Source organism: Salipiger thiooxidans, assembly GCF_900102075.1.
Lineage (GTDB): Bacteria > Pseudomonadota > Alphaproteobacteria > Rhodobacterales > Rhodobacteraceae > Salipiger > Salipiger thiooxidans.
In genome coordinates this window covers 79,728-101,526 of the sequence record NZ_FNAV01000005.1, presented here as the reverse complement: position 1 = coordinate 101,526, position 21,799 = coordinate 79,728, and the positions used below count along the sequence as shown (strand labels likewise).

The following is a 21,799-nucleotide window of genomic DNA, read 5'->3' as shown; positions in this document are numbered from 1 at the left end:
CATGACACGCCCCCTTGCCCTCCTGCTGGCGACGGCGCTCGCCGGTGCCGCACAGGCCGACCCGCCCGAGATCCTCTCGGCCGTTGCGGATCGTCAGGGCGACGGCTGGCGGGTTTCGGTCACGCTGCGCCACCCCGACACCGGGTGGGAGCACTACGCGGACGGTTGGCGGATCGAGACCGGCGACGGTACCGTGCTCGGCACCCGCGTGCTGGTCCACCCACACGAGCAGGAGCAGCCCTTTACCCGCGCGCTCTCCGGGGTCGCGCTGCCCGAGGGCGTGCCACTCTTCGTGCGGGCGCGCTGCCTCGTCGATGGCTGGGGCACCGGGCTGGTGCCCCTCGAACGCCGTTAGCGACGCCCTTCACGCAGCCACGCTCCGATGATCAGACCGGTCGCCAGGAGCAGCGTCAGCCAGGCCGGAAGCAGCGGGATCTGGCGCACGTCCATGGTCTCGAACGCCTCGCGCGGGGTGATGCCGATCCAGCCGCGCCCGGCGGCGGGACGTCCTGCGCTCACCGAGCGGATGCTGGGCACGCCCTCCTCGAGCCGCAGGACACCGCCGCGCATGCTGTCGATCACCGGTTCGAGCGCCTCGCCGCTGGCGATGGTCTGCTCGAACTCGCGCGGGGCGGCGGGGCCGAGGCCGATCACCGCCTCCTGCTCGCCTTCCGCCAGCCGGTAGAGCCCGATTTCCGGGCCCTCGTAGATCGCCTCGAAACGCCCGGGCGAGACCTCTTCCAGCGTGACCTCTTCGGTCTCGCCGTCGGGGCGTGTCACCGTCACCGGGCCCACGCCCTCTTCCAGCGTGCGGCGGATGATGCGCATCGACTGGCCGGTGGCCTCGGCCCAGAGCGCCTCTTCCTCGAGCTCGGGCTCCTTCATCATCCAGTGCGCCAGCCGCCGCAGCAGGTCGAGCTGCGGGCCGCCGCCCTCGAAGCCGCGCGACCACAGCCAAGCCTGGTCCGAGGCCAGCAGCGCCACGCGCCCCTCGCCGACCCGGTCGAGGATCAGCAGCGGCTTGTCGTCGACGCCGGACATCACCACGTCGCCCGAAATCGGCTCGACCTCGATCTGGCGCAGCCAGCGGCCCCAGCTGTCCTCGCTGGTCATGCCGGCGGTCACCGGGTGGCGCTGGCCCAGCTCGGTGACATGCGGGCGGTAACCCTCGTCGATGACCCGCGCGGTGGGCTCGGCGGGCATGATCTCGGCCAGCGGAGAGCGGTAGATCGAATCCGCGCTGGCGAAGTCCGGCCCCGCGGCCACCAGCACCGCGCCGCCCTGCTCGACGTAGTTGCGCACATTGTCGAGGTAGATCGCCGGCAGGATGCCCCGGCGCTTGTAGCGGTCGAAGATGATGAGGTCGAAATCCTCGATCTTCTCGAGGAACAGCTCGCGCGTCGGGAAGGCGATGAGCGAAAGCTCGGTCACCGGCACGCCGTCCTGCTTCTCGGGCGGGCGCAGGATGGTGAAATGCACGAGGTCGACAGAGCTGTCGGATTTCAGCAGGTTGCGCCACGTGCGCCCGCCGGCATGGGGCTCGCCCGAGACCAGCAGCACGCGCAGCCGGTCGCGCACGCCGTTGATCTGCACCAGCGCGGCATTGTTGCGGTCGGTGAGCTCGCCCGCGCCCTCGGGGGTCGAGAAGCGGATGACGTTGAGCCCGCCGTGCGGCAGCTCGATCGGCAGTTCCACGTCCTCTCCCACCGGCACGGTGAAGGTCTGGGGATCGCCGCCGTCGACCTCGATGTCGAGCGTCGTCTGCAGCGCCCCCGGTGCCGCGCCGTCGTCCTGCACCCGCAGCGTCAGCGTCACCGGTTCTCCGAGGATGGCGAAGGCCGGGGCGTTGCGCACGATGAGGCGACGGTCCCAGTCCTCTTCGCGGCCGGTCATCAGCAGGTGCATCGGCGCGGGCAGCCCCGGCGCGCGCTCCAGATCGTGCAGGCGTCCGTCGGACACGAGGAAGACCCCGGCGATGCGGCCGCGCGGCTCTTCGGCCATGGCGGTCGAGAGCGCGGTCATCAGTTGGGTGCCGGTGTCGCCCTCGCCGTCGCCGACCTCGATCCGGCGGATCTCGGTGTTGGGCCGGGCCTCGATGCGGGCCTGAAGCGTGTCGGCGGCATCCTCGGTGACCTGAAGCCGGTCGGCGAGGCGCTGCGAGGCGCTCTTGTCCACCACCATCAGCACGATGTCGGTGAGCGAGGCGCGGTCTTCTTCCTGGAATGAGGGCTGGGTCAGCGCCGCCACCAGCACGAAGCCCGCGAAGAAGCGCAGCGGCCAGCCGCGCAGCCCGCGCCAGAGCGCCAGCGCGGCGCCCGCCAGCGCGACGGCGCCCAGCGCCCAGATCGCAGGCCAGGGCAGCAGCGGGTCGAAGACGATCTGTCCGGTCATTGGCCAAGCCTGTCGAGTAGCGCGGGCACGTGCACCTGGTCCGACTTGTAGTTGCCGGTGAGCACATGCATCACGAGGTTGACCCCGAAGCGGTAGGCGATCTCGCGCTGGCGCTCGCCCGAGAAGCCCGAGCCGATGCGCACCAGCGGGTTGCCGCGCTCATCCATGGCCCAGGCCGCTGCCCAGTCGTTGCCGCCGATCACCACCGGGGTGACGTTGTCATTGAGGTTGCGGAAGGGCATGCCCTCGATCAGTTCGGCATCCGGCGGCGCGGCCTCGACCCAGACGTCTCGGCTGGTGTAGCGACCGGGAAAATCCTGCAGCAGGTAGAAGGTGCGGGTGAGCACGTGGTCCTGCGGCACCTGCTCCAGCGGCGGGATGTCGAGCGGCGCGGCAAGCTGTTGCAGCTTGCGGCCCTCGGGCGAGGCGGCGCCGAAGCCCGCCACGTCCGCGTCGCGGGTGTCGAAGAGGATCATGCCGCCCGAGCGCAGGTACTCGTTGAGCTTGACGTAGGCGGCTTCCGAGGGCGCCGGCTGGCTCGGTGTCACCGGCCAGTAGAGCATCGGGAAAAAGGCCAGCTCGTCGCGCTCGAGGTCGACGCCCATGGGCTCGGCCGGTTCCACCGAGGTGCGGAAGAACAGGATTTCGGACAGGCCGCGCAGGCCCGCCTGCGCCATGTCGTCGAGCTGCCGGTCGCCGGTCAGCACATGCGCGAGCGTCACCTCGGAGGCGGCGAGGATCGCAGCTGCGTCATCGCCCGTGGGCGGGTCGTCCTGCGCGCGGGCCATGCCCGGCAGCATCAGCGCGGCGGCGAGGATGGCGGCGGCGGCCGATCCGGCACGCCCGCCGCCCAGCCGTCCCGAGAGCCCCAGCGAGGCGATGACGTCGGCCAGCAGAAGCGCGATGGCGGTGGCCAGAAGCCAGCCGGCAAGCGGCGTTTCCTGCGCCCGTGACAGCCCCTCGACCGAGATCCGCTCGGGCCAGACGGCCGGTTGCAGGACGGTGTCGGCCGTCACCACGTTGCGCGCGAGGCTCCGGTCCTCACCCTGATAGAGGCCGGGCTGCAGCTCGGGGCCGAGCGGGGCATCCAGCAGCGCCTCGCCCGCGACGCCCGGAAGGTTGCCCGCGTCGGCGATGCGCCCGAAGGCGTCGAGCACGCGCAGCGGCTGCCAGACCGTGCCGACGAGATCGGCGGCATCGGGCGAGGCCGGCATCGAGGACACCGCCAGCCGCTCGAGCATGCGCACGAAGAGGCCCGACAGCGGCAGCGACGACCATTCGGCGTTGGCGGTCACGTGGAAAAGCACCACCTGCCCCTGCCCAACGCTCTTGCGGGTCACCAGCGGCGTGCCGTCGGTCAGCTGCGCGATCACCCGCGACGCCAGCGTCGGGTCGGGCTGCGCCATGACCTGGCTGCTGATCGTCACGTCCTCGGGGATCTCGAGCCCGTAGAAGGGGCTGTCCTCGGCGAAGGCGGCAAGCGACTTGGGCTCGCCCCAGCTCATGGCACCGCCGACCGAGCGCCCGCCGGCGCGCAGACGCACCGGCATCAGCGGGTCCTCTTCGCTGCGGCTCACGTCACTGGCGGCAAGGCGCGGCCCGGCGAAGCGCAGCAGCGTGCCGCCGTTCTCGAGCCACTCGGTGATCCCGGACTGCTCGCCCGGCGACAGGGTCGCCACGTCGGCCAGCACGATCACGTCGGGATTGGCGGGCAGCACCTCTTCCAGCGTGCCGTCGAGCAGGTCGGCGGTGGGCACCAGCGCCTTGTTCAGGAAGTGCAGCGGCGACAGCAGCTCGAGCCCCTCGCGGTTCTCGTTACCCGCGATCAGCGCGACCTCGCGGCGGCGCAGGCTGTCATCGGGCAGCGACACGGCGCCGGCGCTGCGTGCGCCCTCGATCTCGAAGCGGGTGATCCGCGCCCGCAGCTCGGCGGGCAGGTTGAGCTCGAGCTCGGCCTCGGTGGCGGATTGCTCGAAGATCACCGGGTTGCGCAGCAGCACGGCGGGGTTGCCTGCCGGGTCGAGCCCGTGCCCGGCGAGCGAGACCTCGGTCTCGGGGCCGGGGCGCAGGCGGCGCAGGGTGAGCAGCACGTGGCCGTCCTCGAAGCGCGGCGGGGTCAGCGCGTAATGGGCGCGCGGGCTTTCGAAGACGGTGACCCGCCCGTGCCCCTCGAGCGACTCCAGCAGCGGCTTGCGGCTGTCGCGGGCGAGCCCGTCGGACATCCAGTAGGTGTCGAAATCCTGGTCCGGCAGCAGTTCGAGCGCGCGGGTAACGCGGGCATCGTCGGGCTGCCACGGCTCGGGCAGGATGCCGGTCAGGCGGCTGCGCAGCACGCCTGCCGCCTGGAACTGCGGCGCCTCGGGATTGGTGAGCCGCATCAGCGCCACCGGCCGGGCCTCGCGCTCGGCCCGGGTGAGCAGCGCGTCCAGCGCCTCGAGCCGGGCGGTCCAGTCGGACGCGCTCGACCAGCTGGCATCCATCACCACCAGCAGCGGGCCCGCTCCGGCCTGCTCGCCACTGTCGTCCTGCGGGTTCAGCACTGGTCCGGCGAGGCCGATGATCACCGCGGCAACGGCGAGCATCCGCATCAGCAGCAGCCACCACGGCGTGCGGTCGGTCACCTGCTCCTCGTCCTTGAGGCCGAGCAGCAGCACCACCCCGGGGAACATGCGCCGGATCGGAGCCGGCGGCACGGCGCGCAGGATCACCCAGAGGATCGGAAGCGCCAGCAGCCCCAGCAGCAACCAGGGCGCGGTAAAGCCGAGCGGCCCGAGAATCGTCATCCGTGGCCTCCATCCATCGCGCGGTAGAGCCAGAGCAGCGCGTTCTGCGCGCTGTCACTGGTGTGGTGACACAGATATTGCCAACCCGTTAACCGGGACAAATGGGCCAGCCGCGCCTTGCGCTCTGCCAGCCGCTCAAGGTAGCGGGTGCGCAGGTCGCCCGCCTTGAGAGTCTCGTGGCTGACGCTGCCGCCGACGCTTTCGAAGATGGTACGCCCCTTGAAGGGGAAAGTCTCTTCCGTCGGGTCCAGGACCTGCACCAGCACGCCGCGCACGCCACGGTCGGCGGCCTTGGTCAGTGCCGCCTCGACCGGGTCGAGATTGCCGAGGAAATCCGAGACGAACACCGCCCGCGCGTGCGGGATCATGCCGCGCGCCTCTGGCTCGGAGTAATCCTCGGCCCCGTCGGTGGCGAGCGCCTCGGCCAGCCGCAGGATCTGGACGTCGCCGCCCCGCGGCGGCAGCGACCAGCCGGTGAAGCCCACCCGCTCGCCGCCCCGGATCAGCAGCACCGCCGCGGCAAGCGCGACGAGCCGGGCACGGTCGCCCTTGGACGGCAGGTCCTTGCCCGAGGAAAACCGCATCGAGGCGCCGGTATCGACCCAGAGCAGCACGCTCTGCGCGATCTGCCACTCGCGCTCGCGCACGTACTGGTCGTCACCGCGGGCCGAGCGCCGCCAGTCGATGCTGCGCACGCTGTCACCGGCGCGCAGCGGGCGATACTGCCAGAAGTCGTCGCCCACGCCCGAGCGGCGGCGTCCGTGGTCGCCCAGAAGCACCGTGCCCGCGAGATGCTCGGCGCGGGCCAGCAGCGCGGGGAAGCGGGACGCCTCCTCCTGCGCATCGCGGCGAAGAAGGGTGATGCGGTCGCTCAAGCGGCGGCCTCGGAGGACGACAGCCCGGCGGCGACATCGTCGATAAGCGCACCGAGGTCCTCGCCCCGCGCGCGTGCCGAGAAGGTCAGCGCCATGCGGTGCACCAGCACCGGGCGGGCCATGTTGATGACGTCCGCGGGCGACGGCGCCAGCCGGCCCTCAAGCAGCGCACGGGCGCGCACCGTCATCATCAGCGCCTGCGCGGCACGCGGGCCGGGCCCCCAGGCCACGGTCTCGCGCACGCGTTCGGGCGCGGTGGGCTCGGAGGGGCGGAAGGCGCGCACGAGGTCGAGAATCATCTCGACCACCGCGTCGCCCACCGGCATCCGCCGCAGCAGGGTCTGGGCCGCCATCAGCGTCGCGGGATCGAAGACCTGATGGGCCTGGGCCTCTTCAGTGCCGGTGGTGGCGATCAGGATGTCCTTCTCGGTCTTGCGGTCGGGATAGGCCACGTCGATCTGGACGAGGAAGCGGTCGAGCTGGGCCTCGGGCAGCGGGTAGGTGCCCTCCTGTTCGATGGGGTTCTGGGTGGCGAGCACGTGGAACGGAAGCTCGAGCTGGCGCGTTTCGCCGGCAACCGTCACCGCCTTTTCCTGCATCGCCTGCAGCAGCGCCGACTGGGTCCGGGGCGAGGCGCGGTTGATCTCGTCGGCCATGAGGAGCTGGCAGAAGATGGGACCATGGATGAACTTGAACGCCCGGCTGCCGTCTGTGCCGGTCTCGAGCACCTCGGAACCGAGGATGTCGGCGGGCATCAGGTCGGGGGTGAACTGGATGCGGTTGCCGTTCAGCCCCATCACCGTCGACAGGGTCTCGACCAGCCGGGTCTTGCCCAGCCCGGGAAGGCCGATCAGCAGCGCGTGGCCGCCGCACAGCAGCGCGGAGAGAGTCAGCTCGACCACCCGCTCCTGCCCGATGAAGCGGCTGTTGATCGCGCGCTTCGCTTCGGCCAGCCGCTCTTCGAGGGCCTCGATCTCGGCAACCAGGTCTTCGGCCATGGGCTGACTCCTTGCAATCACTTGTTTACGATTCAAGTCTATCTCGGGGCTCGCGAATGACAAAACCAATGAACACACAAAATTCCGTTACACCCTCTGCAGACGGCCTCGCTGCCTCAGCGCGCGCCATAAAATCGCGTGGATTGCCGCCGGTGGAGAAGTGGAACCCGCCGTTCTGCGGCGATATCGACATGCGGATCGCCCGCGACGGCACGTGGTTCTACCTCGGCTCGCCGATCGGGCGGTTCGAACTGGTGAAGCTGTTTTCGTCGATCCTGCGGCGCGACGGCGACGAATACTTCCTCGTGACGCCGGTCGAGAAGGTCGGCATCCAGGTCGACGACGCGCCCTTCCTCGCCACCGATTTCGAGGTAACGGGCGATGGCGAAGCGCAGGTGCTGACCTTCCGCACCCACGTGGGCGACGAGGCGGCGGCTGGCGCCGACCACCCGATCCGGGTCACCCGCGACCCCGAAACCGGCGAGCCCGCGCCCTACGTGCTGATCCGCCGCAACCTCGAGGCGCTGATCGACCGCAAGAGCTTCTACCGGCTGGTGGACCTCGGCGAGCACCACCAGCAGGACGGGCAAAGCTGGTTCGGCGTCTGGTCCTCGGGGCAGTTCTTCCCGGTGATCGAATCCGACGCGCTGCCCGACGCGGACTGACCGTCAGGCCTGCATGCGCCGCATGATGCCGTGGCCAAGTGCCGGCGACAGCCACATCAGGCGGCGCAGGAGCCGCGCCTTGCCGATCCAGATCTCGCGCCTGCCCCGCGCCACGCCCTCGAGGATGGCGGTCGCCGCATCCGCAGGCGACATCTTGCGCTGCGGCGCACCGCGCGACAGCGTGGTGTCCACCACCGGCAGCAGCGCCTCGGACAGGCCGACGCCAAGCCCCGCGTCCTCAACCTGGTAGCGCAGCGACCGGGTGAAGCTGCGCATCGCGGCCTTGGTGGCGCAATAGACCGGCGCATCGGCCTGGGGCGCCACCGCGAGCCCCGAGGTCACGTTGACGACCCGGGCGCCCGCCTGCGCGCCCAGCACCGGCAGCAGCCCCACCGCGATCAGCGTCGGCGCCACGAGGTTGACCTGCACCTCCTCGGCCACGCCCTCGCCGTGCTGCGTCCCGTCGGTCAGCACCGGGTAGCGCATCACTGCGGCGTTGTTGATCACCACCGAGCAATCAGGGTGGGCATCGCGCACCCAGTTGACCACGCCGCGCGGGATCTCGGCGTCGGCGAGGTCGGCCTCGAGCACGTCCACGCAATCGCCCCGCCGCAGCAGCTCGTCGAGCGCGGCAGGGTTGCGCGCCACCGCCAGCACCTCTGCCCCCATCGCGGTCAGCTGCCGCGCCATCTCGCGCCCGATGCCGCGGGTCGCGCCGGTCAGCAGCACCTTGCGTCCGTTCCAGTAGCGATCCATCGTCAATCTCCTTGTCCCGCAGGCTCTTTCGGTCAAGAATGTGAGCAAAGGCTCAGCTTTCATACTCGCATTCCGCCGATGTCCCACGCCGCCCCGCTTTCCCCAAGGAAAACACCGCGCCAGAGCCGCTCGCGCGCGTCCTACGAGGCGGTGCTGACGGCCGCGGCTCAGATTCTTGAACGCGAGGGGATGGCCGGACTCAACACCAACGCGGTGGCCGAGCGCGCGGGGGTGAGCGTCGGCACGCTCTACCAGTATTTCCCCGGCAAGGAGGCGATCGCGGCCGAGCTGGTGCGCCGGATCAAGGCGCAGCTTCTCGACGACCTGACCGGGGCGCTGGTCGCGGCACGGGGCAGGAGCCTGCGCGAGGCGGCGCAGATCATCCTCTCTGCCTCAATCCGCCACCACGCCCGCGCGCCGGAACTGTCGCGGGAACTCGAGCGCATCGAGGAGGACTTGCCACTCGACGACGAGGTCGCGGCGATCACCGACAAGGTCCACGCGGGGCTGATCGGGCTGCTGGCCGAGCACGCGCTGCCGGCGCCCGAGGTCGTGGCCCGCGATCTCACCGCCATGAGCCGCGGCATGGTGCACGCGGCGCTGTTCGCAGGCGAGACCGACCTCGCGCAGATCGAGCGCCGGCTGCTGCCGGCGATCCTCGGCTATCTCGGGCTCGCCCACCGCGACTGACGCGGGGCATCAGTCGCCGAGCTTGGCGTGCACCTCGTCGAGGTCGATCTCGCCCGTGGGCATCTTGTTCGCCGGGTTCTCGAAATCGTAGCGGAAGAGCTCGAAGTCGCGCTTGTAGATCTCGTAGACCAGATGCATCGACAGGTCGTCGAAATAGTCCTCGACCGGATGCGCGCGCTTCGGCCCGTGGCCCTCGGACTCGTTGAAGCGCGGGATCGACGCGAGGTCGACGCTGTGCCGCGTCTCGACCCGGTCGAGCACACCCTGCATGCCTTCCTCGAACCTCTCGGTCCAGAAGATCCGGTCGTAGCGCCCGCCGTTCACGATGAAGGTCGAGACATGGCCCGAGATCGCCGACCAGTGGATGTCGGGCTCCATCGGGCGACGCCAGCGGATGGTGTCGCGCACGAAGAGCAGGAAGCTGCGGAAGCTGCGGATCTGGTCGAAATCGCCCTTGCCATCGTCGCCCCCCACCTCGATGCCGTATTTCTGGATCAGCAGCGGCACGAGGTTGCCCCGGTAGCGCTGCCCGTTGCGCTGAATGCCGCATATCTTGTCGAAGAAGCTGGACAGGATCCTCGTGTAGGGGTTGCGCACGCAGGTGAAGGCATAGGCGCTGCGGGTCTTCACGTTGGCCCGGATCGGCCCCTGGCTGTCCTCGCGCGCCCATTTGTGCAGGCCGGTTCCGGCGTCGTGGATATCGCCGTCGAAGAACACCCCGTGATCCGAGTAGTACATGATCTGGCCGATGGTCGAGCAGGCGCATTTCGGGACGACCCGATACACCATGCTTTCGCTCTCGGTCATCCAGGTCCCAGGAAACCCCATACGCCCTCTGCCTCCGGTCCGCCCGCTGGCTCTGCCCCGGGCGCTGACCCCTGAAAAAAGCAGAACAACCCGGTTTCTTCAACGCCCGTTCACCTCTATCAACATAATCAAACAGGCAAAATCGGGGCAGACCGTTTCCTGAATGGCGAAGATTGCCTTCATCCTGCTGTGTCATAAGGACCCTGACGCCATCATCAAGCAGGCGCAGAGCCTGACCGCCGTGGGCGACTACATGTCGATCCATTTCGACGCGCGTGCGCCGAAAGCCGACTACGACCGGATCCGCGCGGCGCTGGCCGACAATCCCAACGTGACCTTCCCGAAGCGCCGGGTGAAATGCGGCTGGGGGGCGTGGAGCCTCGTTCAGGCGACGCTGAACGCGCTCGGGGCCGCCACCGACGCCTTCCCCCGCGCCACGCATTTCTACATGCTCTCGGGCGACTGCATGGCGATCAAGTCGGCGCGATACGCCCATGGCCTGCTCGACCGGCGCGAGGTCGATTACATCGAGAGCTTCGACTACTTCAAATCCGACTGGATCAAGACCGGCTGGAAGGAAGAACGGCTGGTCTACCGCCACTGGTTCAACGAGCGCACCCAGAAGAAACGCTTCTACGCCATGTTCGAGCTGCAGAAGCGGCTGGGGCTCACCCGCGAGATCCCGCGCGACATCGAGGTGATGATCGGCTCGCAATGGTGGTGCCTGCGCCGGCGCACCGTCGCGTGGATCCTCGACTTCTGCCGCCAGCGCCGGGACGTGATGCGCTTCTTCCGCGGCACGTGGATCCCGGACGAGACCTTCTTCCAGACCCTCGTCCGCCACCTCGTCCCCGCGCAGGAGATCGAAAGCCGCACCCTCACCTTCCTGATGTTCACCGACTACGGCATGCCGGTGGTGTTCCACAACGACCACTACGACCTGCTGCTGAGCCAGGACTTCCTCTTCGCCCGCAAGATCAGCCCCGAGGCGCGCGAGCTGAAGCGCCGGCTGGGGGTGCTCTACGCCTCGGACGGGGCGCGGTTCCGGATCTCCGACGAGGGCCGCTCGCTCTACCGCTTCCTGACCGAGAAGGGCCGCATCGGCCGCCGCTTCGCGCCGCGCTTCTGGGAGACGGAAAGCTCGCTCGGCCGCGATCGCGAACTGCTGATCGTGGTGTGCAGGAAGTGGCAGGTGGCGCGGCGGCTGGTGCAGCGGATGCGGCAGGTGACCGACATCCCCTGCATCGAGTACCTCTTCAACGACGAGAGCTGCGCCCTGCCCGATCTCGGCGGCATCCAGTCCACGGTCGCCAAGCGCCACCGTCACCGCCGGGCGCTGATGCGGATGCTCTTCGACTACTACGAAAGCGAGCGGCTGGTCGTCTGTCTCGACCCGTCGAACCTCGACCTGCTCGAGGATTTCTGCCGCGACCGCTCGGTGTCGCGGCTGCTCGAGATCGAGTGCCGGTACTCGGACGCATATCTCACCGGCCATGCCATGCGGGTGGGGCTGGCGGGCGACCACACGCCGCGCGAGACGCTGAACTGCTTGCTGCCGGCGATCCGCAACGACATGGTGCACGAAAGCGACCGGATCCGGGACGCGCAGTTCGAGAACCACCTGCTGATGCGCGAGATCGACAACCCGGCCCAGAACGCCCGGCCCATCGCCGCCTTCCTCGGGGTGACCGAGGACACGGCGCTGGAGCTGGCCAGAACCGACAACTTGTTCGCCGATTGAGGAAGACCATGGCCTACAGCTACGATGACGAGAACATCTTCGCGAAGATCCTGCGGGGAGAGATCCCCAACGACACCGTGTTCGAGACCGAGCACAGCCTCGCCTTCAACGACATCCGCCCGCAGGCGCCGATCCACGTGCTGGTGATCCCGCGCGGGAAATACGTCAACTACGACGATTTCGCCGCCAACGCCTCGGACGAGGAGATCCTTGACTACACCCGCGCCATCGCCAAGGTCTGCGAGATGAAGGGCGTCGAGGCCGAGGGCTTCCGGATGATCTCGAACGCCGGGCACAACGGCGTCCAGGAGGTGCCGCACCTGCACGTGCACATCCTCGGCGGCCGCAACCTCGGCCGGATGCTGACCCCGGCCTGAACCTCTGCGCCTTGACCTGACGGTGCGGCCTTCCGGCCGCACATCCCGTCTCGCCGCCGCCCTCCGGGGCGTCGGCTCGGAACCCGTTGGATTGGTGACGCACTGAACGGGATCCGCGCCGGTGATGCAGGGACGGCCTGCCTCCGGCGGGAGTTTATCCGGCAAGATGAAGACCGGGCGCGGCCCTGCTGCTTCATCTTGCCCGCTAAACTCCGGGGGTGAATGGGCCGCAGGCCCAGAGGGGGCAGCGCCCCCTTGCGAGGTCTCAGGCGGCGGGACGGCTTCGGGTGAGTTCGAGGAAGACATCCTCGAGGTCCGCCTGTTCCGTCCGAACGTCGCGGATCCGGATTCCGGCGCCGCGCACCAGTTCCAGCACATCCTCGGCCGTGGTCTGCGAGGCGTGGTAGCTGAGCGCGATGAGCCCGCCGTCGCGGCGCTCGATGGTGATGCCGGGCCCCTGCGGGAGCGTCTCCGGTGCCGAGACCGGCTCGATCACCATGGTCTTGGCATCGAGCTGGCCCAGCAGGTTGCGGGTGCTGTCGCGTGCCACCACGGCGCCTTGGTTGATGATGGCGATCTCGTCGCACATCTCCTCGGCTTCCTCGAGGTAGTGTGTGGTCAGGATGATGGTCATGCCGCGCTCGCGGTTGAGCTTGCGGACGTTGGACCAGAGCATCTGCCGCAATTCGATGTCGACGCCGGCGGTGGGTTCGTCGAGCACGAGGATGTGCGGGTGGTGCACCAGCGCCTTGCCCAGCAGCAGGCGGCGGCGCATGCCCCCCGACAGGGTGCGGGCATAGGCATCGGCCTTGTCGGTCAGCCCCACCATCTCGAGGATCTCGTCGCTGCGGCGGCGGTTCTTCGGCACGCCGTAGAGTCCGGCCTGCACCTCGAGCGCGTCGCGCGGGCTGAAGAACGGATCGAGGTTCAGCTCCTGCGGCATCACCCCGATGGACGCGCGCGACTGGCGCGGGTTGCGGTCCTGGTCCCAGCCCCAGATGGTGACGTGACCCGAGGTCTTCAGCACCAGGCCGGCGAGGATGTTGATCAGCGTCGACTTGCCAGCGCCGTTGGGACCGAGCAGGCCGAAGATCGACCCCGTGGGGATCGCCAGATCGATGCCCTTGAGGGCTTCCTTGCCGCCTGCATAGGTCTTGCGCAGCCCCTCGATCCGGATCGCGTCACCAGTCATGCCGAGCCTTGCTCCTGTCTTTTTCTTCGCTCATAACGCAGGTAGTGCAGGTGTCACCAAAAGGAAACCGCAGCCATGACCACGGAAGCCCCGGAGACCAGGATCGTCGACAGCCACCGCATCGCCTGCGACGGCGGCGAAGGCGCGCTGGGCCACCCGCGGGTCTGGCTCTCGATCCCGCTGGAGACCGGTGTCGTGGAATGCCCCTATTGCGACGCCCGCTTCGTGCACCGCGATTTCGAAGGCAAGGCCTGAGCCCATCGCTCCGCAGGGCCGTTCGCCCGGGCAACCAGCTGACAGGGTGACATGCTCGCCATCTTCCTGAAGACCCTTCCGTTCTTTGCTCTCATCGGGCTGGGGTACGGTGCCGGACGGACCCGGTTCTTCTCGGAAGAGGCCACGGCGGCGCTGACCAAGTTCGTCTTCTACTTCGCGCTCTCGGCGATGCTCTTCCGCTTCGCCGCGACGCTGTCCATCTCGCAGATCTTCGACGCCCGCCTCGCCTCGGCCTATCTCTGGGGCACCATGGCGGTCTACGTGCTGGTCACCGGCGTGGCCTTCCTGCGCCGGCAGGACATGCAGACCGCCGCCATCGAGGCGCAGACCGCCTGCATCGGCAACACGGGCTTTCTCGGCGTGCCCATGCTGACCCTGCTGCTGGGGCAGGCCGCGGTGGCGCCGATCATCCTGATGCTGACCATCGATCTCATCGTTTTCGCCTCGCTGCTGGTGATCCTCGTGACCGCCGCGCGCGAGGGGCGGATCTCGTTCCGGATTTTCCGGCAGGTGGCCATCGGGCTGGTGAAGAACCCGATGATCGTCTCGATCTCGCTGGGCCTGCTGGTCTCGGCGCTGAAGCTGCCCCTGCCCGGCCCGGCGGAGGAGTTCCTGAGCATCCTCGGCAACGCCGCCACGCCCTGCGCGCTCTTTGCCATCGGCGCCTCGCTGGCGTCGAAATCCGCCGAGCGGCTGGCGGTCTCGGGCTGGCTCAGCTTTGCCAAGCTGGTGCTGCACCCGCTCTTCGTGGCCGCCGGCGTCTACCTGTTCTTCCCGACCACGCCGTTCCAGGCCACGGTCGCGGTCTCGACCGCGGCGCTGCCGGTGGCGGGCAACGTCTTCATGCTGGCGCAGCACTACGGCATCGCGCCGCAGCGGGTCTCGGCCGCGATCCTGCTCTCGACCGCCGCGAGCATCGTGACAGTCAGCCTTGTAATTGCGATGGTGACCTCATGACGGCGCTCTACATCGATGCCGATGCCTGCCCGGTGAAGGCCGAGGCCGAGCGGGTCGCCACCCGCCACGGCGTCAGGTTGTTCGTGGTGTCAAACGGCGGGCTGCGCCCCTCGGCCAATCCGCTGGTCGAGACGGTGATCGTGCCCGAGGGCCCGGACGTGGCCGACATGTGGATCGCCGACCGCGCCGGACCCGGCGACGTGGTGGTGACCGGCGACATTCCCCTCGCGGCGAAATGCGTCGCGGCGGGCGCCCGCGTGCTGCGCCACAACGGCGAGCGCTTCACGCCCGAGAACATCGGCCAGCAGCTTGCCATGCGCGACCTCATGGCAGACCTGCGCGCCGCCAACCCGCTGAACCAGGGCGGGAGCGGCAAGGGGTTTACAAAGGCCGACCGCTCCCGTTTCCTCGACGCGCTCGAGCGGGAAATGCGGCAGGTGAAGGGGTAGGTCATGGGCATCGAGGCGGTGGTCTTCGACATCGGCAACGTGCTGATCCGGTGGCAGCCCGAGATCTACTACGACGCGCTTCTGGGCGAGGACCGCCGCCGCGCGATGTTCCACGCCATCGACCTGCACGGCATGAACGAGCGCATCGACGCGGGCGAGGATTTCCGCGAGGTGGTCTACGGCACCGCCGACGCCCACCCGGACTGGGCCGAGCCCATCCGCCACTGGCACGACCGCTGGGTCGAGCTGGCCTCACCCGAGATCCCCGGCTCGGTCCGCGCCCTGCGGGCTCTGCGCGCCGCCGGTGTGCAGGTCTTTGCGCTGAGCAACATCGGCGAGGGCACCCTGGCGCTGGCCGAGGCGCGCTATCCGTTCCTGGCCGAGTTCGACCGGCGCTATATCTCAGGCGCGATGAGGGCGGTGAAGCCCTCCCCCGAGATCTACGCCATGGTCGAAGCCGATTGCGGCCTCGCCCCCGGGGCGCTGCTCTTTGCCGACGACCGCGCCGACAACATCGCCACCGCCGCCGCGCGCGGCTGGCAGACCCACCTGTTCGAAGGGCCCGAGGGCTGGGCAGAGTGCCTCGTCTCGCACGGCCTGCTGAAGAAAGACGATCTCGCATGACCACGCCCGCATTCATCCCCTTCGAGGCCGAGGCAAAGATGGACTGGCTGGGGCTCACCCGCGCCTTCCGGGACGGCCACAGGCTGCCCAAGGCCGAGATCGCGGACAACTTCCTCTACCGGCGCGACGACACGCTGCTGAACCGCGCCGCGTGGATCGACGGGCTGGGGCTGGCGGTGAAATCCGCGACGATCTTTCCCGGTAACCCCGCGCAGGGCGTCGGCATGGTGAACGGCGGCGTGTCGCTCTACGACGACGCGCACGGGCTGCTCGAGGCGGTGGTGGATTTCCACCTCGTCACCAAGTGGAAGACTGCGGGCGACAGCCTGCTGGGGGCGCTGACGCTGGCGCGCCCCGACAGCCGCGAGATCCTCATCGTCGGCGCCGGCCACGTCGGCCATTCGCTTTACGAGGCCTACAGCGCCGGGTTCCCCGGTGCCCGGTTCTCGGTCTGGAACCGCACCATCGCCAAGGCCGAGGCCATGGCAGAGGAACTGGGGATCGAGGTCGCGGCGGATCTCGAGCAGGCGGTGGCGAAGGCCGACATCGTGACCTGTGCCACCATGTCCACCAGCCCGGTGATCCGCGGTGAGTGGTTGAAGCCGGGCCAGCACCTCGACCTGATCGGCGCCTACCGTCCCGACATGCGCGAAGCCGACGACACCGCGCTGCAGCGGGCGCGGGTCTTCGTCGACAGCTACGACACCACGCTCGGCCATATCGGCGAACTGAAGATCCCGCTTGAGACCGGTGCCATCGCGCGCAAGGACGTGCTGGCGGACTATTACATGCCCGAGACGATGACGCGCGGCAGCGACGACGAGATCACGCTCTTCAAGAACGGCGGCGGTGCGCATCTCGACCTGATGACCAGCCGCTACATCCACGCCTGCTGGACCGGGCGCTGAGCCCACCCTTCTGACCTGCTGACCTCCCGCATGGCGCGCCGCCCGACCTGAAGGCCGGGCGCGTTTCGCGGCTCAGGCGGTGACGGGCACCGGTGCGCGGCTTTCCTTCACCGGCAGATGGATGATCGCCGACAGCGCGCCCACACCCACGCCGATCCACCACACCAGCGTGTAGTCGCCGTAGGCGTCGTACATCCGCCCGCCGAGCCAGACGCCCAGAAAGCCGCCGAGCTGGTGCGAGAAGAAGACGATGCCGTAGAGCGTACCCATGTAGCGGAGCCCGTAGAGATGCGCGACGAGCCCCGAGGTCAGCGGCACCGTGGCGAGCCAGAGCGAGCCCATCACCGCCGAGAACACGATCACCGAAAGCGGCGTAATCGGCAGCATGATGAAGGCCGCCGAGGCGATGGTCCTGCCGGTGTAGATCAGCGCCAGCAGGTACTTGCGCTGCCAGCGCTTGCCCGCCCAGCCTGCGATCAGCGTGCCCCCGATGTTGCACACCCCGATCACCGCGATGGCCCATGCGCCGAGCGCCGAGGTCGTGGTGATGCCGATGGAATGCAGCATCCCGCCGGGCTGGATCGGGCCGCAGAGCTCTTCGACGAAGGCCGGGAAGTGGGCGGTGATGAAGGCCAGCTGGTAGCCGCAGGAGAAGAAGCCGATGAAGATCATCGCGAAGGACGGGTCGCTCCCCGCGCGCTTGAGGATCGCGCCCATGCTCTCCTCGAGCTCGGACTTCGGCGCCACGGGCGCACGCATCATCGGCAGCAGCGCGAGGATCGCCAGCACCAGTGCGGCGAAGATCATGAAGACCGTCTGCCAAGTGTAGAGGCCCAGCATGTATTCCGCCAGCGGCGCGCCGACCACCTGCCCGGCGCTGCCGGCGGCGGTGGTGATGGCAAGCGACATCGAGCGGTTCTCGTCCGACGAGGCGCGGCCCACCACGGCAAGGATCACCCCGAAGCCGGTGCCCGCAATGCCGAAGCCCACCAGCACCTCGTAGCTCTGCATCGCCAGCGGCGAGTTCGCGCCGGCCGACAGCACCAGCCCAACCGCGTAGACGATCGCGCCGACGATGATCGCCTTGCGGTCGCCGATGCGCTCGGCCACCGCGCCGAAGATCGGCTGCCCGATGCCCCAGAAAAGGTTCTGGATGGCGATGGCGAGCGAGAACTCCGCCCGCGGCCAGCCGAACTCCTCGGCGATCGGGATCTGGAACACGCCGAAGCTCGCACGGACGGCGAAGGACACGAGGATGATGAGGCATCCGACGATCAGAACGGGCGTGAACAGACGCGGCGTGGACTGCATGGGCAAAGCTCCTTTACAAAAACCCATACCCGCCGATCCGCAGGGGTCAATCGCAATAATGTTACCGATACAATCACTTCCGCTGATGGCTCGACGCCCGCGTCCGGCGCCGTCGCGGTGCTTTCGAGAGGCCCCGCAAGCGCTTGAGGGGACCGACAGCGCGGCGTCTCGCGGAACGCGCCTCGGACGCGAAGCCCTCTACACATTCCGCGCGGCTCGGGCTATGCGCGTTTCATGACCACGCTCATGGACCTTTACGACGAACGCGTCGCCGAAGGGCGCATCCAGCGCGACCCCGCGCAGGAAGAGGCGCTGCCCGAGTTCGAACGCATCCGCGAGGCGCTCGCCAACGAGCCGCCCGCAAAGCGCACCGGACTGTTCCGCAAGCCCAAAGCGCCGGAGCCGCCCAAGGGTCTCTACCTCTGGGGCGGGGTCGGGCGCGGCAAGTCCATGCTCATGGATCTCTTCGTCGAGAGCCTCAACGTGCCGGTCCGCCGGGTGCACTTCCACGCCTTCATGCAAGAGATGCAGGCCGAACTGCACCGGCTGCGCGGCGAAGGCGTCGAGGATCCGGTCAAGCCGATGGCCAAGGCCGTCAGCGACGCGGTCAAGGTGCTGGCCTTCGACGAAATGCAGATCACCGACATCGCCGACGCGATGCTGGTCGGGCGGCTGTTCGAACAGCTGTTCCAGGCGGGCACCGTGGTGGTGACCACCTCGAACCGGGTGCCCAACGATCTCTACAAGGACGGGCTCAACCGGCAGCTCTTCCTGCCCTTCATCGCGCTGATCAAGGACAAGCTGGTGGTGCGCGAACTGGCATCGGAACGCGACCACCGGCAGGACCGGCTGAAGGGGGCCAAGGTCTATTTCACCCCCATCGACAACACCGCCCGGGCCGAGATCAACCGGGTCTGGCAAGAGCTCACCCACGGTGTCGAAGAACCGCTGGTGCTGCACGTCAAGGGCCGCAAGCTCGAGCTGCCGCGCTACCACAACGGGGTGGCGCGGGCGTCGTTCTACGACCTCTGCGGACAGATGCTCGGGCCGGGCGACTACCTCGCCATCGCCGACGCGCTGCGCCTGCTGGTGCTCGAGAACATCCCCCGGCTGGGGCGCAACAACTTCAACGAGGCCAAGCGCTTCGTGATCCTGATCGACGCGCTCTACGAGGCCAGGGTGAAACTGATCGTCAGCGCCATGGACGAACCCGAGAGCCTCTACATCGAGGGCTCCGGCGCCTTCGAGTTCGAGCGCACCGCCAGCCGCCTGCGCGAGATGCAGGACGCGAGCTGGGGCCACCCGCCCGCCTGAGGGCCATGCGCCTCCGGCAAAGGTGCTGAAGGCCCCCGGCGACGGGGCAAAAAAAGAGGGTCCCGTGGGACCCTCCAGGCTGCTCGAGTTTACAGTTGCCTGCTTATTGAATGGTCGTAGCGAGTGACGGCCAGCCTGCCCGAGATCGAGGCGAGGCCCATCCTGATATTCCATTGTCCGGGAGAAAGCGTGCGGCAGCGCGGGTCGAACCCTGCCCCGGTCCGGCCCGCAGAACCCCTGCGCGCTGGATCGGTATCCGTCGCCATCATCTGTCCCCCAAGGCCCGCGTCGCTGTTGATTGTTTGTGCCTGTGTCCGACGCGCGTCTTGCAAATGACGATAGGCCAAACTGTGGCAAAGCGTCAACATCTAGTGATGCATGCCAGCCCTATGCCTTGCACTTTTCACAACCGCAAGACATAGGCCGCCAGAATCGCCTCTTTGAAAGGCGTGCTTACACGGGCTCAGCCGTTCTCGCGCAGGATGCTCCCGGCAAGGTAGAGCGAGCCGCAGATCAGCACCCGTGCTTCGGGCTCCTGCGCCACGATCTCGGCCAGCGCGCCGGTCACCGACCCGGCCTCGCCCGCACGCAGCCCGACCGAGGCCGCAACCCGCGCGGTCTCGTCCGCCGGAAGCGTGTTGGCCTCACCCGGGATCGAGACGGCGGTCAGGCTCGCGGCGTGGCCCGCCAGAGGCCGGAGGTAGCCCGCGATGTCCTTGGTGTTGAGCATGCCGCAGATCAGGTGCGTCGGGCGCTCCGGCAGGGTGGCGAGGTGTTTCGCCAGCGCCTCGCCCGCCGCCGGGTTGTGACCGCCGTCCAGCCAGAGCTCGACGCCCGGGGCGGACTCGACCAGCGGACCGCGGCGCAGGCGCTGCATCCGGGCGGGCCACTCGGCGCGGGTCACAGCCGCCTCGCAGGCCGCGTCGCCGAGCCCGAGATGGCGCAGCGCCGCCAGCGCGGCGCCGGCGTTCTCGATCTGATGCGCGCCGGGCAGGTTCGGCAGCGGGAGATCCATGAGGCCGTGCTCGTCCTGGAACACCAGCCGGCCGCGCTCTTCCCAGACCTGCCAGTGCTGGCCATGTGCCAGCAGCGGCGCGCCGAGCCGTTCGGCGCGGGCCTCGATCACGTCCATCACCTCAGACGGCTGGGGGCCGACGACGCAGGGCACGCCGCGCTTGAGGATACCCGCCTTCTCGCCGGCGATCGCGGCCAGCGTCTCGCCGAGGAACTGCTGGTGATCCAGCGAGATCGGGGTGATCACCGTCAGCGCCGGGCGCTCGAAGACGTTGGTGGCATCGAGCCGCCCGCCAAGGCCCGTCTCCATCAGCGTCACGTCCGCGGGCGTGCGCGCGAAGGCGAGGAAGGCCGCGCAGGTGGTGATCTCGAAATAGGTGATGCTCTCGCCGCCGTTGGCGGTCCAGCACTCGTCGAGCACGGCGCTCAGCTCGGCCTCGGGGATCAGCTCACCCGCCACGCGGATGCGCTCGTGGAAGCGCGCGAGATGCGGCGAGGTATAGGCATGCACGACCTTGCCCGCGCCCTCGTAGCCGGCGCGGATCATCGCCAGCGTCGAGCCCTTGCCGTTGGTGCCCGCGGCGTGGATCACCGGGGGCAGCTTGCGCTCGGGGTGGTCCAGCGCCTCGAGCAGGCGCCAGACCCGGTCCAGCGTGAGGTCGATGATCTTGGGATGAAGCGACATCATCCGCGCGAGGATGACGTCCGACCCTTCCGTCGTCATTTCGCCGCGTCGGCCTCGGGGGCAGGCAGGTCGCCATGCACGGCGGGCGGCAGGCCCATCAGCATCCGCAGGATGGTCACCAGCTCGCCGCGCATCTCGCGTCGGTCGGTCACCCGGTCGAGCATGCCGTGCTCGAGCAGGTACTCGGCGCGCTGGAAGCCCTCGGGCAGCTTCTCGCGGATGGTCTGCTCGATGACGCGCGGGCCGGCGAAGCAGATCAGCGCGTTGGGCTCGGCGATCTGCACGTCGCCCAGCATCGCGTAGGAGGCGGTCACGCCGCCGGTGGTCGGATGGGTGAGCACCACGATGTAGGGCAGCCCCGCCTCGCGCAGCATCTGCACGGCGACGGTGGTGCGCGGCATCTGCATCAGCGACAGGATGCCTTCCTGCATGCGGGCACCGCCGGCGGCCGAGAACAGGATCAGCGGGCGCTTGAGCTTCTTCGCCTCTTCGGCCGCCTTGATGATGGCGTTGCCGACGTACATGCCCATGGAGCCGGCCATGAACGAGAAGTCCTGCGCGGCGCAGACCACCGGGGTACGGCCGATCTCGCCGGTGGCGACCAGCATCGCCTCGCGTTCGCCGGTGTTCTTCTGGGCCGCCCGCAGGCGGTCGGGGTATTTCTTCTGATCGCGGAAATGCAGCGGGTCGGCCAGCGGCTCGGGAACATCGATCTCGGAGAAGATGCCGCCGTCGAACAGCGCCGTGAAGCGCGCGCGCGGCGTGATGTTCATGTGGTGCCGGCAATTGGTGCAAACACCGAGGTTGTCCGTCACCTCGCGGTGGAACAGCATCGTCCCGCAGCCGTCGCATTTCGTCCAGAGGTTCTCGGGCAACTCGCGGCGCGAGAAGATCGAGTTGATCCGGGGGCGGACGTAGTTGGTGATCCAGTTCATCGCTTGCGCTCTTAACGGCCTCGTGTTGGGCGGTGATGTATGCCCCCGAGC

21 protein-coding genes are annotated in these 21,799 nt (G+C 68.7%); 11 read left to right on the top strand and 10 right to left on the bottom strand.

The features are described from left to right. Nucleotide 1 precedes the first annotated feature (1 nt). Nucleotides 2-355: a hypothetical protein gene (locus BLQ77_RS08710; RefSeq protein WP_089957971.1), complete on the top strand. Its 354-nt coding sequence runs from the start codon at nucleotides 2-4 to the stop codon at nucleotides 353-355. On the opposite strand, the gene BLQ77_RS08705 is transcribed toward BLQ77_RS08710, so the two are convergent. Genes BLQ77_RS08705 through BLQ77_RS08690 form a run of 4 tightly spaced genes read right to left on the bottom strand, consistent with a single transcriptional unit; the run spans nucleotide 352 to nucleotide 7,047 of the window. Then, nucleotides 352-2,391 carry a glutamine amidotransferase gene (locus tag BLQ77_RS08705; RefSeq protein ID WP_089957968.1) on the bottom strand — a complete coding sequence of 680 codons (2,040 nt, stop codon included), beginning with the start codon at nucleotides 2,389-2,391 and terminating at the stop codon, nucleotides 352-354. The genes BLQ77_RS08710 and BLQ77_RS08705 overlap by 4 nt on opposite strands. Next, nucleotides 2,388-5,174: a DUF4159 domain-containing protein gene (locus BLQ77_RS08700; RefSeq protein WP_089957965.1), complete on the bottom strand. Its 2,787-nt coding sequence runs from the start codon at nucleotides 5,172-5,174 to the stop codon at nucleotides 2,388-2,390. The genes BLQ77_RS08705 and BLQ77_RS08700 overlap by 4 nt, the downstream gene beginning before the upstream one ends. After that, nucleotides 5,171-6,049 carry a DUF58 domain-containing protein gene (locus tag BLQ77_RS08695; RefSeq protein WP_008887226.1) on the bottom strand — a complete coding sequence of 293 codons (879 nt, stop codon included), beginning with the start codon at nucleotides 6,047-6,049 and terminating at the stop codon, nucleotides 5,171-5,173. The genes BLQ77_RS08700 and BLQ77_RS08695 overlap by 4 nt, the downstream gene beginning before the upstream one ends. Further along, the gene (locus BLQ77_RS08690; RefSeq protein WP_008887035.1) at nucleotides 6,046-7,047 is read right to left on the bottom strand and encodes an AAA family ATPase; all 1,002 of its coding nucleotides are present in this window, start codon (nucleotides 7,045-7,047) and stop codon (nucleotides 6,046-6,048) included. Before BLQ77_RS08690 ends, BLQ77_RS08695 begins: the two co-directional genes overlap by 4 nt. A 68-nt stretch (nucleotides 7,048-7,115) precedes the next feature. Between BLQ77_RS08690 and BLQ77_RS08685 the strand changes: the two genes are divergently transcribed. Next, a complete protein-coding gene (locus BLQ77_RS08685; protein WP_089957962.1) occupies nucleotides 7,116-7,712 on the top strand; it encodes a DUF1285 domain-containing protein in 597 nt (198 codons plus the stop codon). A gap of 3 nt (nucleotides 7,713-7,715) precedes the next feature. On the opposite strand, the gene BLQ77_RS08680 is transcribed toward BLQ77_RS08685, so the two are convergent. Further along, entirely contained in the window at nucleotides 7,716-8,468 is a 753-nt protein-coding gene (locus BLQ77_RS08680; RefSeq protein ID WP_165617061.1) for an SDR family oxidoreductase, read from the bottom strand. 78 nt (nucleotides 8,469-8,546) lie between these two features. On the opposite strand from BLQ77_RS08680, the gene BLQ77_RS08675 reads away from it, so the two are divergent. Beyond that, nucleotides 8,547-9,158 carry a TetR/AcrR family transcriptional regulator gene (locus BLQ77_RS08675; RefSeq protein ID WP_089957956.1) on the top strand — a complete coding sequence of 204 codons (612 nt, stop codon included), beginning with the start codon at nucleotides 8,547-8,549 and terminating at the stop codon, nucleotides 9,156-9,158. A gap of 9 nt (nucleotides 9,159-9,167) precedes the next feature. Here BLQ77_RS08675 and BLQ77_RS08670 read toward each other — a convergent pair whose 3' ends face one another. Further along, the gene (locus tag BLQ77_RS08670) at nucleotides 9,168-9,986 is read right to left on the bottom strand and encodes a sulfotransferase family protein (RefSeq protein ID WP_089957954.1); all 819 of its coding nucleotides are present in this window, start codon (nucleotides 9,984-9,986) and stop codon (nucleotides 9,168-9,170) included. A 142-nt stretch (nucleotides 9,987-10,128) separates the two neighbouring features. On the opposite strand from BLQ77_RS08670, the gene BLQ77_RS08665 reads away from it, so the two are divergent. Then, nucleotides 10,129-11,706, top strand: coding sequence for a DUF5928 domain-containing protein (locus BLQ77_RS08665; RefSeq protein ID WP_089957949.1), 1,578 nt, complete (start codon nucleotides 10,129-10,131; stop codon nucleotides 11,704-11,706). A gap of 8 nt (nucleotides 11,707-11,714) precedes the next feature. Next, entirely contained in the window at nucleotides 11,715-12,083 is a 369-nt protein-coding gene (locus tag BLQ77_RS08660; RefSeq protein ID WP_089957946.1) for a histidine triad nucleotide-binding protein, read from the top strand. Between the two features lie 265 nt (nucleotides 12,084-12,348). On the opposite strand, the gene BLQ77_RS08655 is transcribed toward BLQ77_RS08660, so the two are convergent. After that, a complete protein-coding gene (locus tag BLQ77_RS08655) occupies nucleotides 12,349-13,275 on the bottom strand; it encodes an ABC transporter ATP-binding protein (RefSeq protein WP_089957943.1) in 927 nt (308 codons plus the stop codon). 75 nt (nucleotides 13,276-13,350) lie between these two features. Here BLQ77_RS08655 and BLQ77_RS08650 point away from each other — a divergent pair, with 75 nt between their 5' ends. Genes BLQ77_RS08650 through BLQ77_RS08630 form a run of 5 tightly spaced genes read left to right on the top strand, consistent with a single transcriptional unit; the run spans nucleotide 13,351 to nucleotide 16,489 of the window. Next, nucleotides 13,351-13,530: a zinc-finger domain-containing protein gene (locus tag BLQ77_RS08650; protein WP_008886695.1), complete on the top strand. Its 180-nt coding sequence runs from the start codon at nucleotides 13,351-13,353 to the stop codon at nucleotides 13,528-13,530. A gap of 51 nt (nucleotides 13,531-13,581) precedes the next feature. After that, on the top strand, nucleotides 13,582-14,508 hold the full coding sequence (locus BLQ77_RS08645; RefSeq protein ID WP_008886810.1) for an AEC family transporter: 927 nt from the start codon (nucleotides 13,582-13,584) through the stop codon (nucleotides 14,506-14,508). Further along, nucleotides 14,505-14,957: a YaiI/YqxD family protein gene (locus BLQ77_RS08640; RefSeq protein WP_089957940.1), complete on the top strand. Its 453-nt coding sequence runs from the start codon at nucleotides 14,505-14,507 to the stop codon at nucleotides 14,955-14,957. Before BLQ77_RS08645 ends, BLQ77_RS08640 begins: the two co-directional genes overlap by 4 nt. A gap of 3 nt (nucleotides 14,958-14,960) precedes the next feature. Further along, on the top strand, nucleotides 14,961-15,581 hold the full coding sequence (locus BLQ77_RS08635; RefSeq protein WP_089957939.1) for an HAD family hydrolase: 621 nt from the start codon (nucleotides 14,961-14,963) through the stop codon (nucleotides 15,579-15,581). Beyond that, nucleotides 15,578-16,489, top strand: coding sequence for an ornithine cyclodeaminase family protein (locus tag BLQ77_RS08630; protein ID WP_089957936.1), 912 nt, complete (start codon nucleotides 15,578-15,580; stop codon nucleotides 16,487-16,489). Before BLQ77_RS08635 ends, BLQ77_RS08630 begins: the two co-directional genes overlap by 4 nt. Nucleotides 16,490-16,561: 72 nt before the next feature. Here the strand turns inward: BLQ77_RS08630 and BLQ77_RS08625 are convergent, their stop codons facing one another. Next, nucleotides 16,562-17,800: an MFS transporter gene (locus BLQ77_RS08625; protein ID WP_089957934.1), complete on the bottom strand. Its 1,239-nt coding sequence runs from the start codon at nucleotides 17,798-17,800 to the stop codon at nucleotides 16,562-16,564. Nucleotides 17,801-18,034: 234 nt separating this feature from the next. Here BLQ77_RS08625 and zapE point away from each other — a divergent pair, with 234 nt between their 5' ends. Further along, nucleotides 18,035-19,114: a cell division protein ZapE gene (zapE, locus tag BLQ77_RS08620; RefSeq protein WP_089957931.1), complete on the top strand. Its 1,080-nt coding sequence runs from the start codon at nucleotides 18,035-18,037 to the stop codon at nucleotides 19,112-19,114. Nucleotides 19,115-19,577: 463 nt separating this feature from the next. On the opposite strand, the gene BLQ77_RS08615 is transcribed toward zapE, so the two are convergent. Together BLQ77_RS08615 and accD are read right to left on the bottom strand one after the other, a co-directional pair. Further along, nucleotides 19,578-20,852 carry a bifunctional folylpolyglutamate synthase/dihydrofolate synthase gene (locus BLQ77_RS08615; protein ID WP_089957928.1) on the bottom strand — a complete coding sequence of 425 codons (1,275 nt, stop codon included), beginning with the start codon at nucleotides 20,850-20,852 and terminating at the stop codon, nucleotides 19,578-19,580. Continuing rightward, nucleotides 20,849-21,748: an acetyl-CoA carboxylase, carboxyltransferase subunit beta gene (accD, locus tag BLQ77_RS08610; RefSeq protein ID WP_008886643.1), complete on the bottom strand. Its 900-nt coding sequence runs from the start codon at nucleotides 21,746-21,748 to the stop codon at nucleotides 20,849-20,851. The genes BLQ77_RS08615 and accD overlap by 4 nt, the downstream gene beginning before the upstream one ends. Between the last annotated feature and the right edge of the window lie 51 nt (nucleotides 21,749-21,799).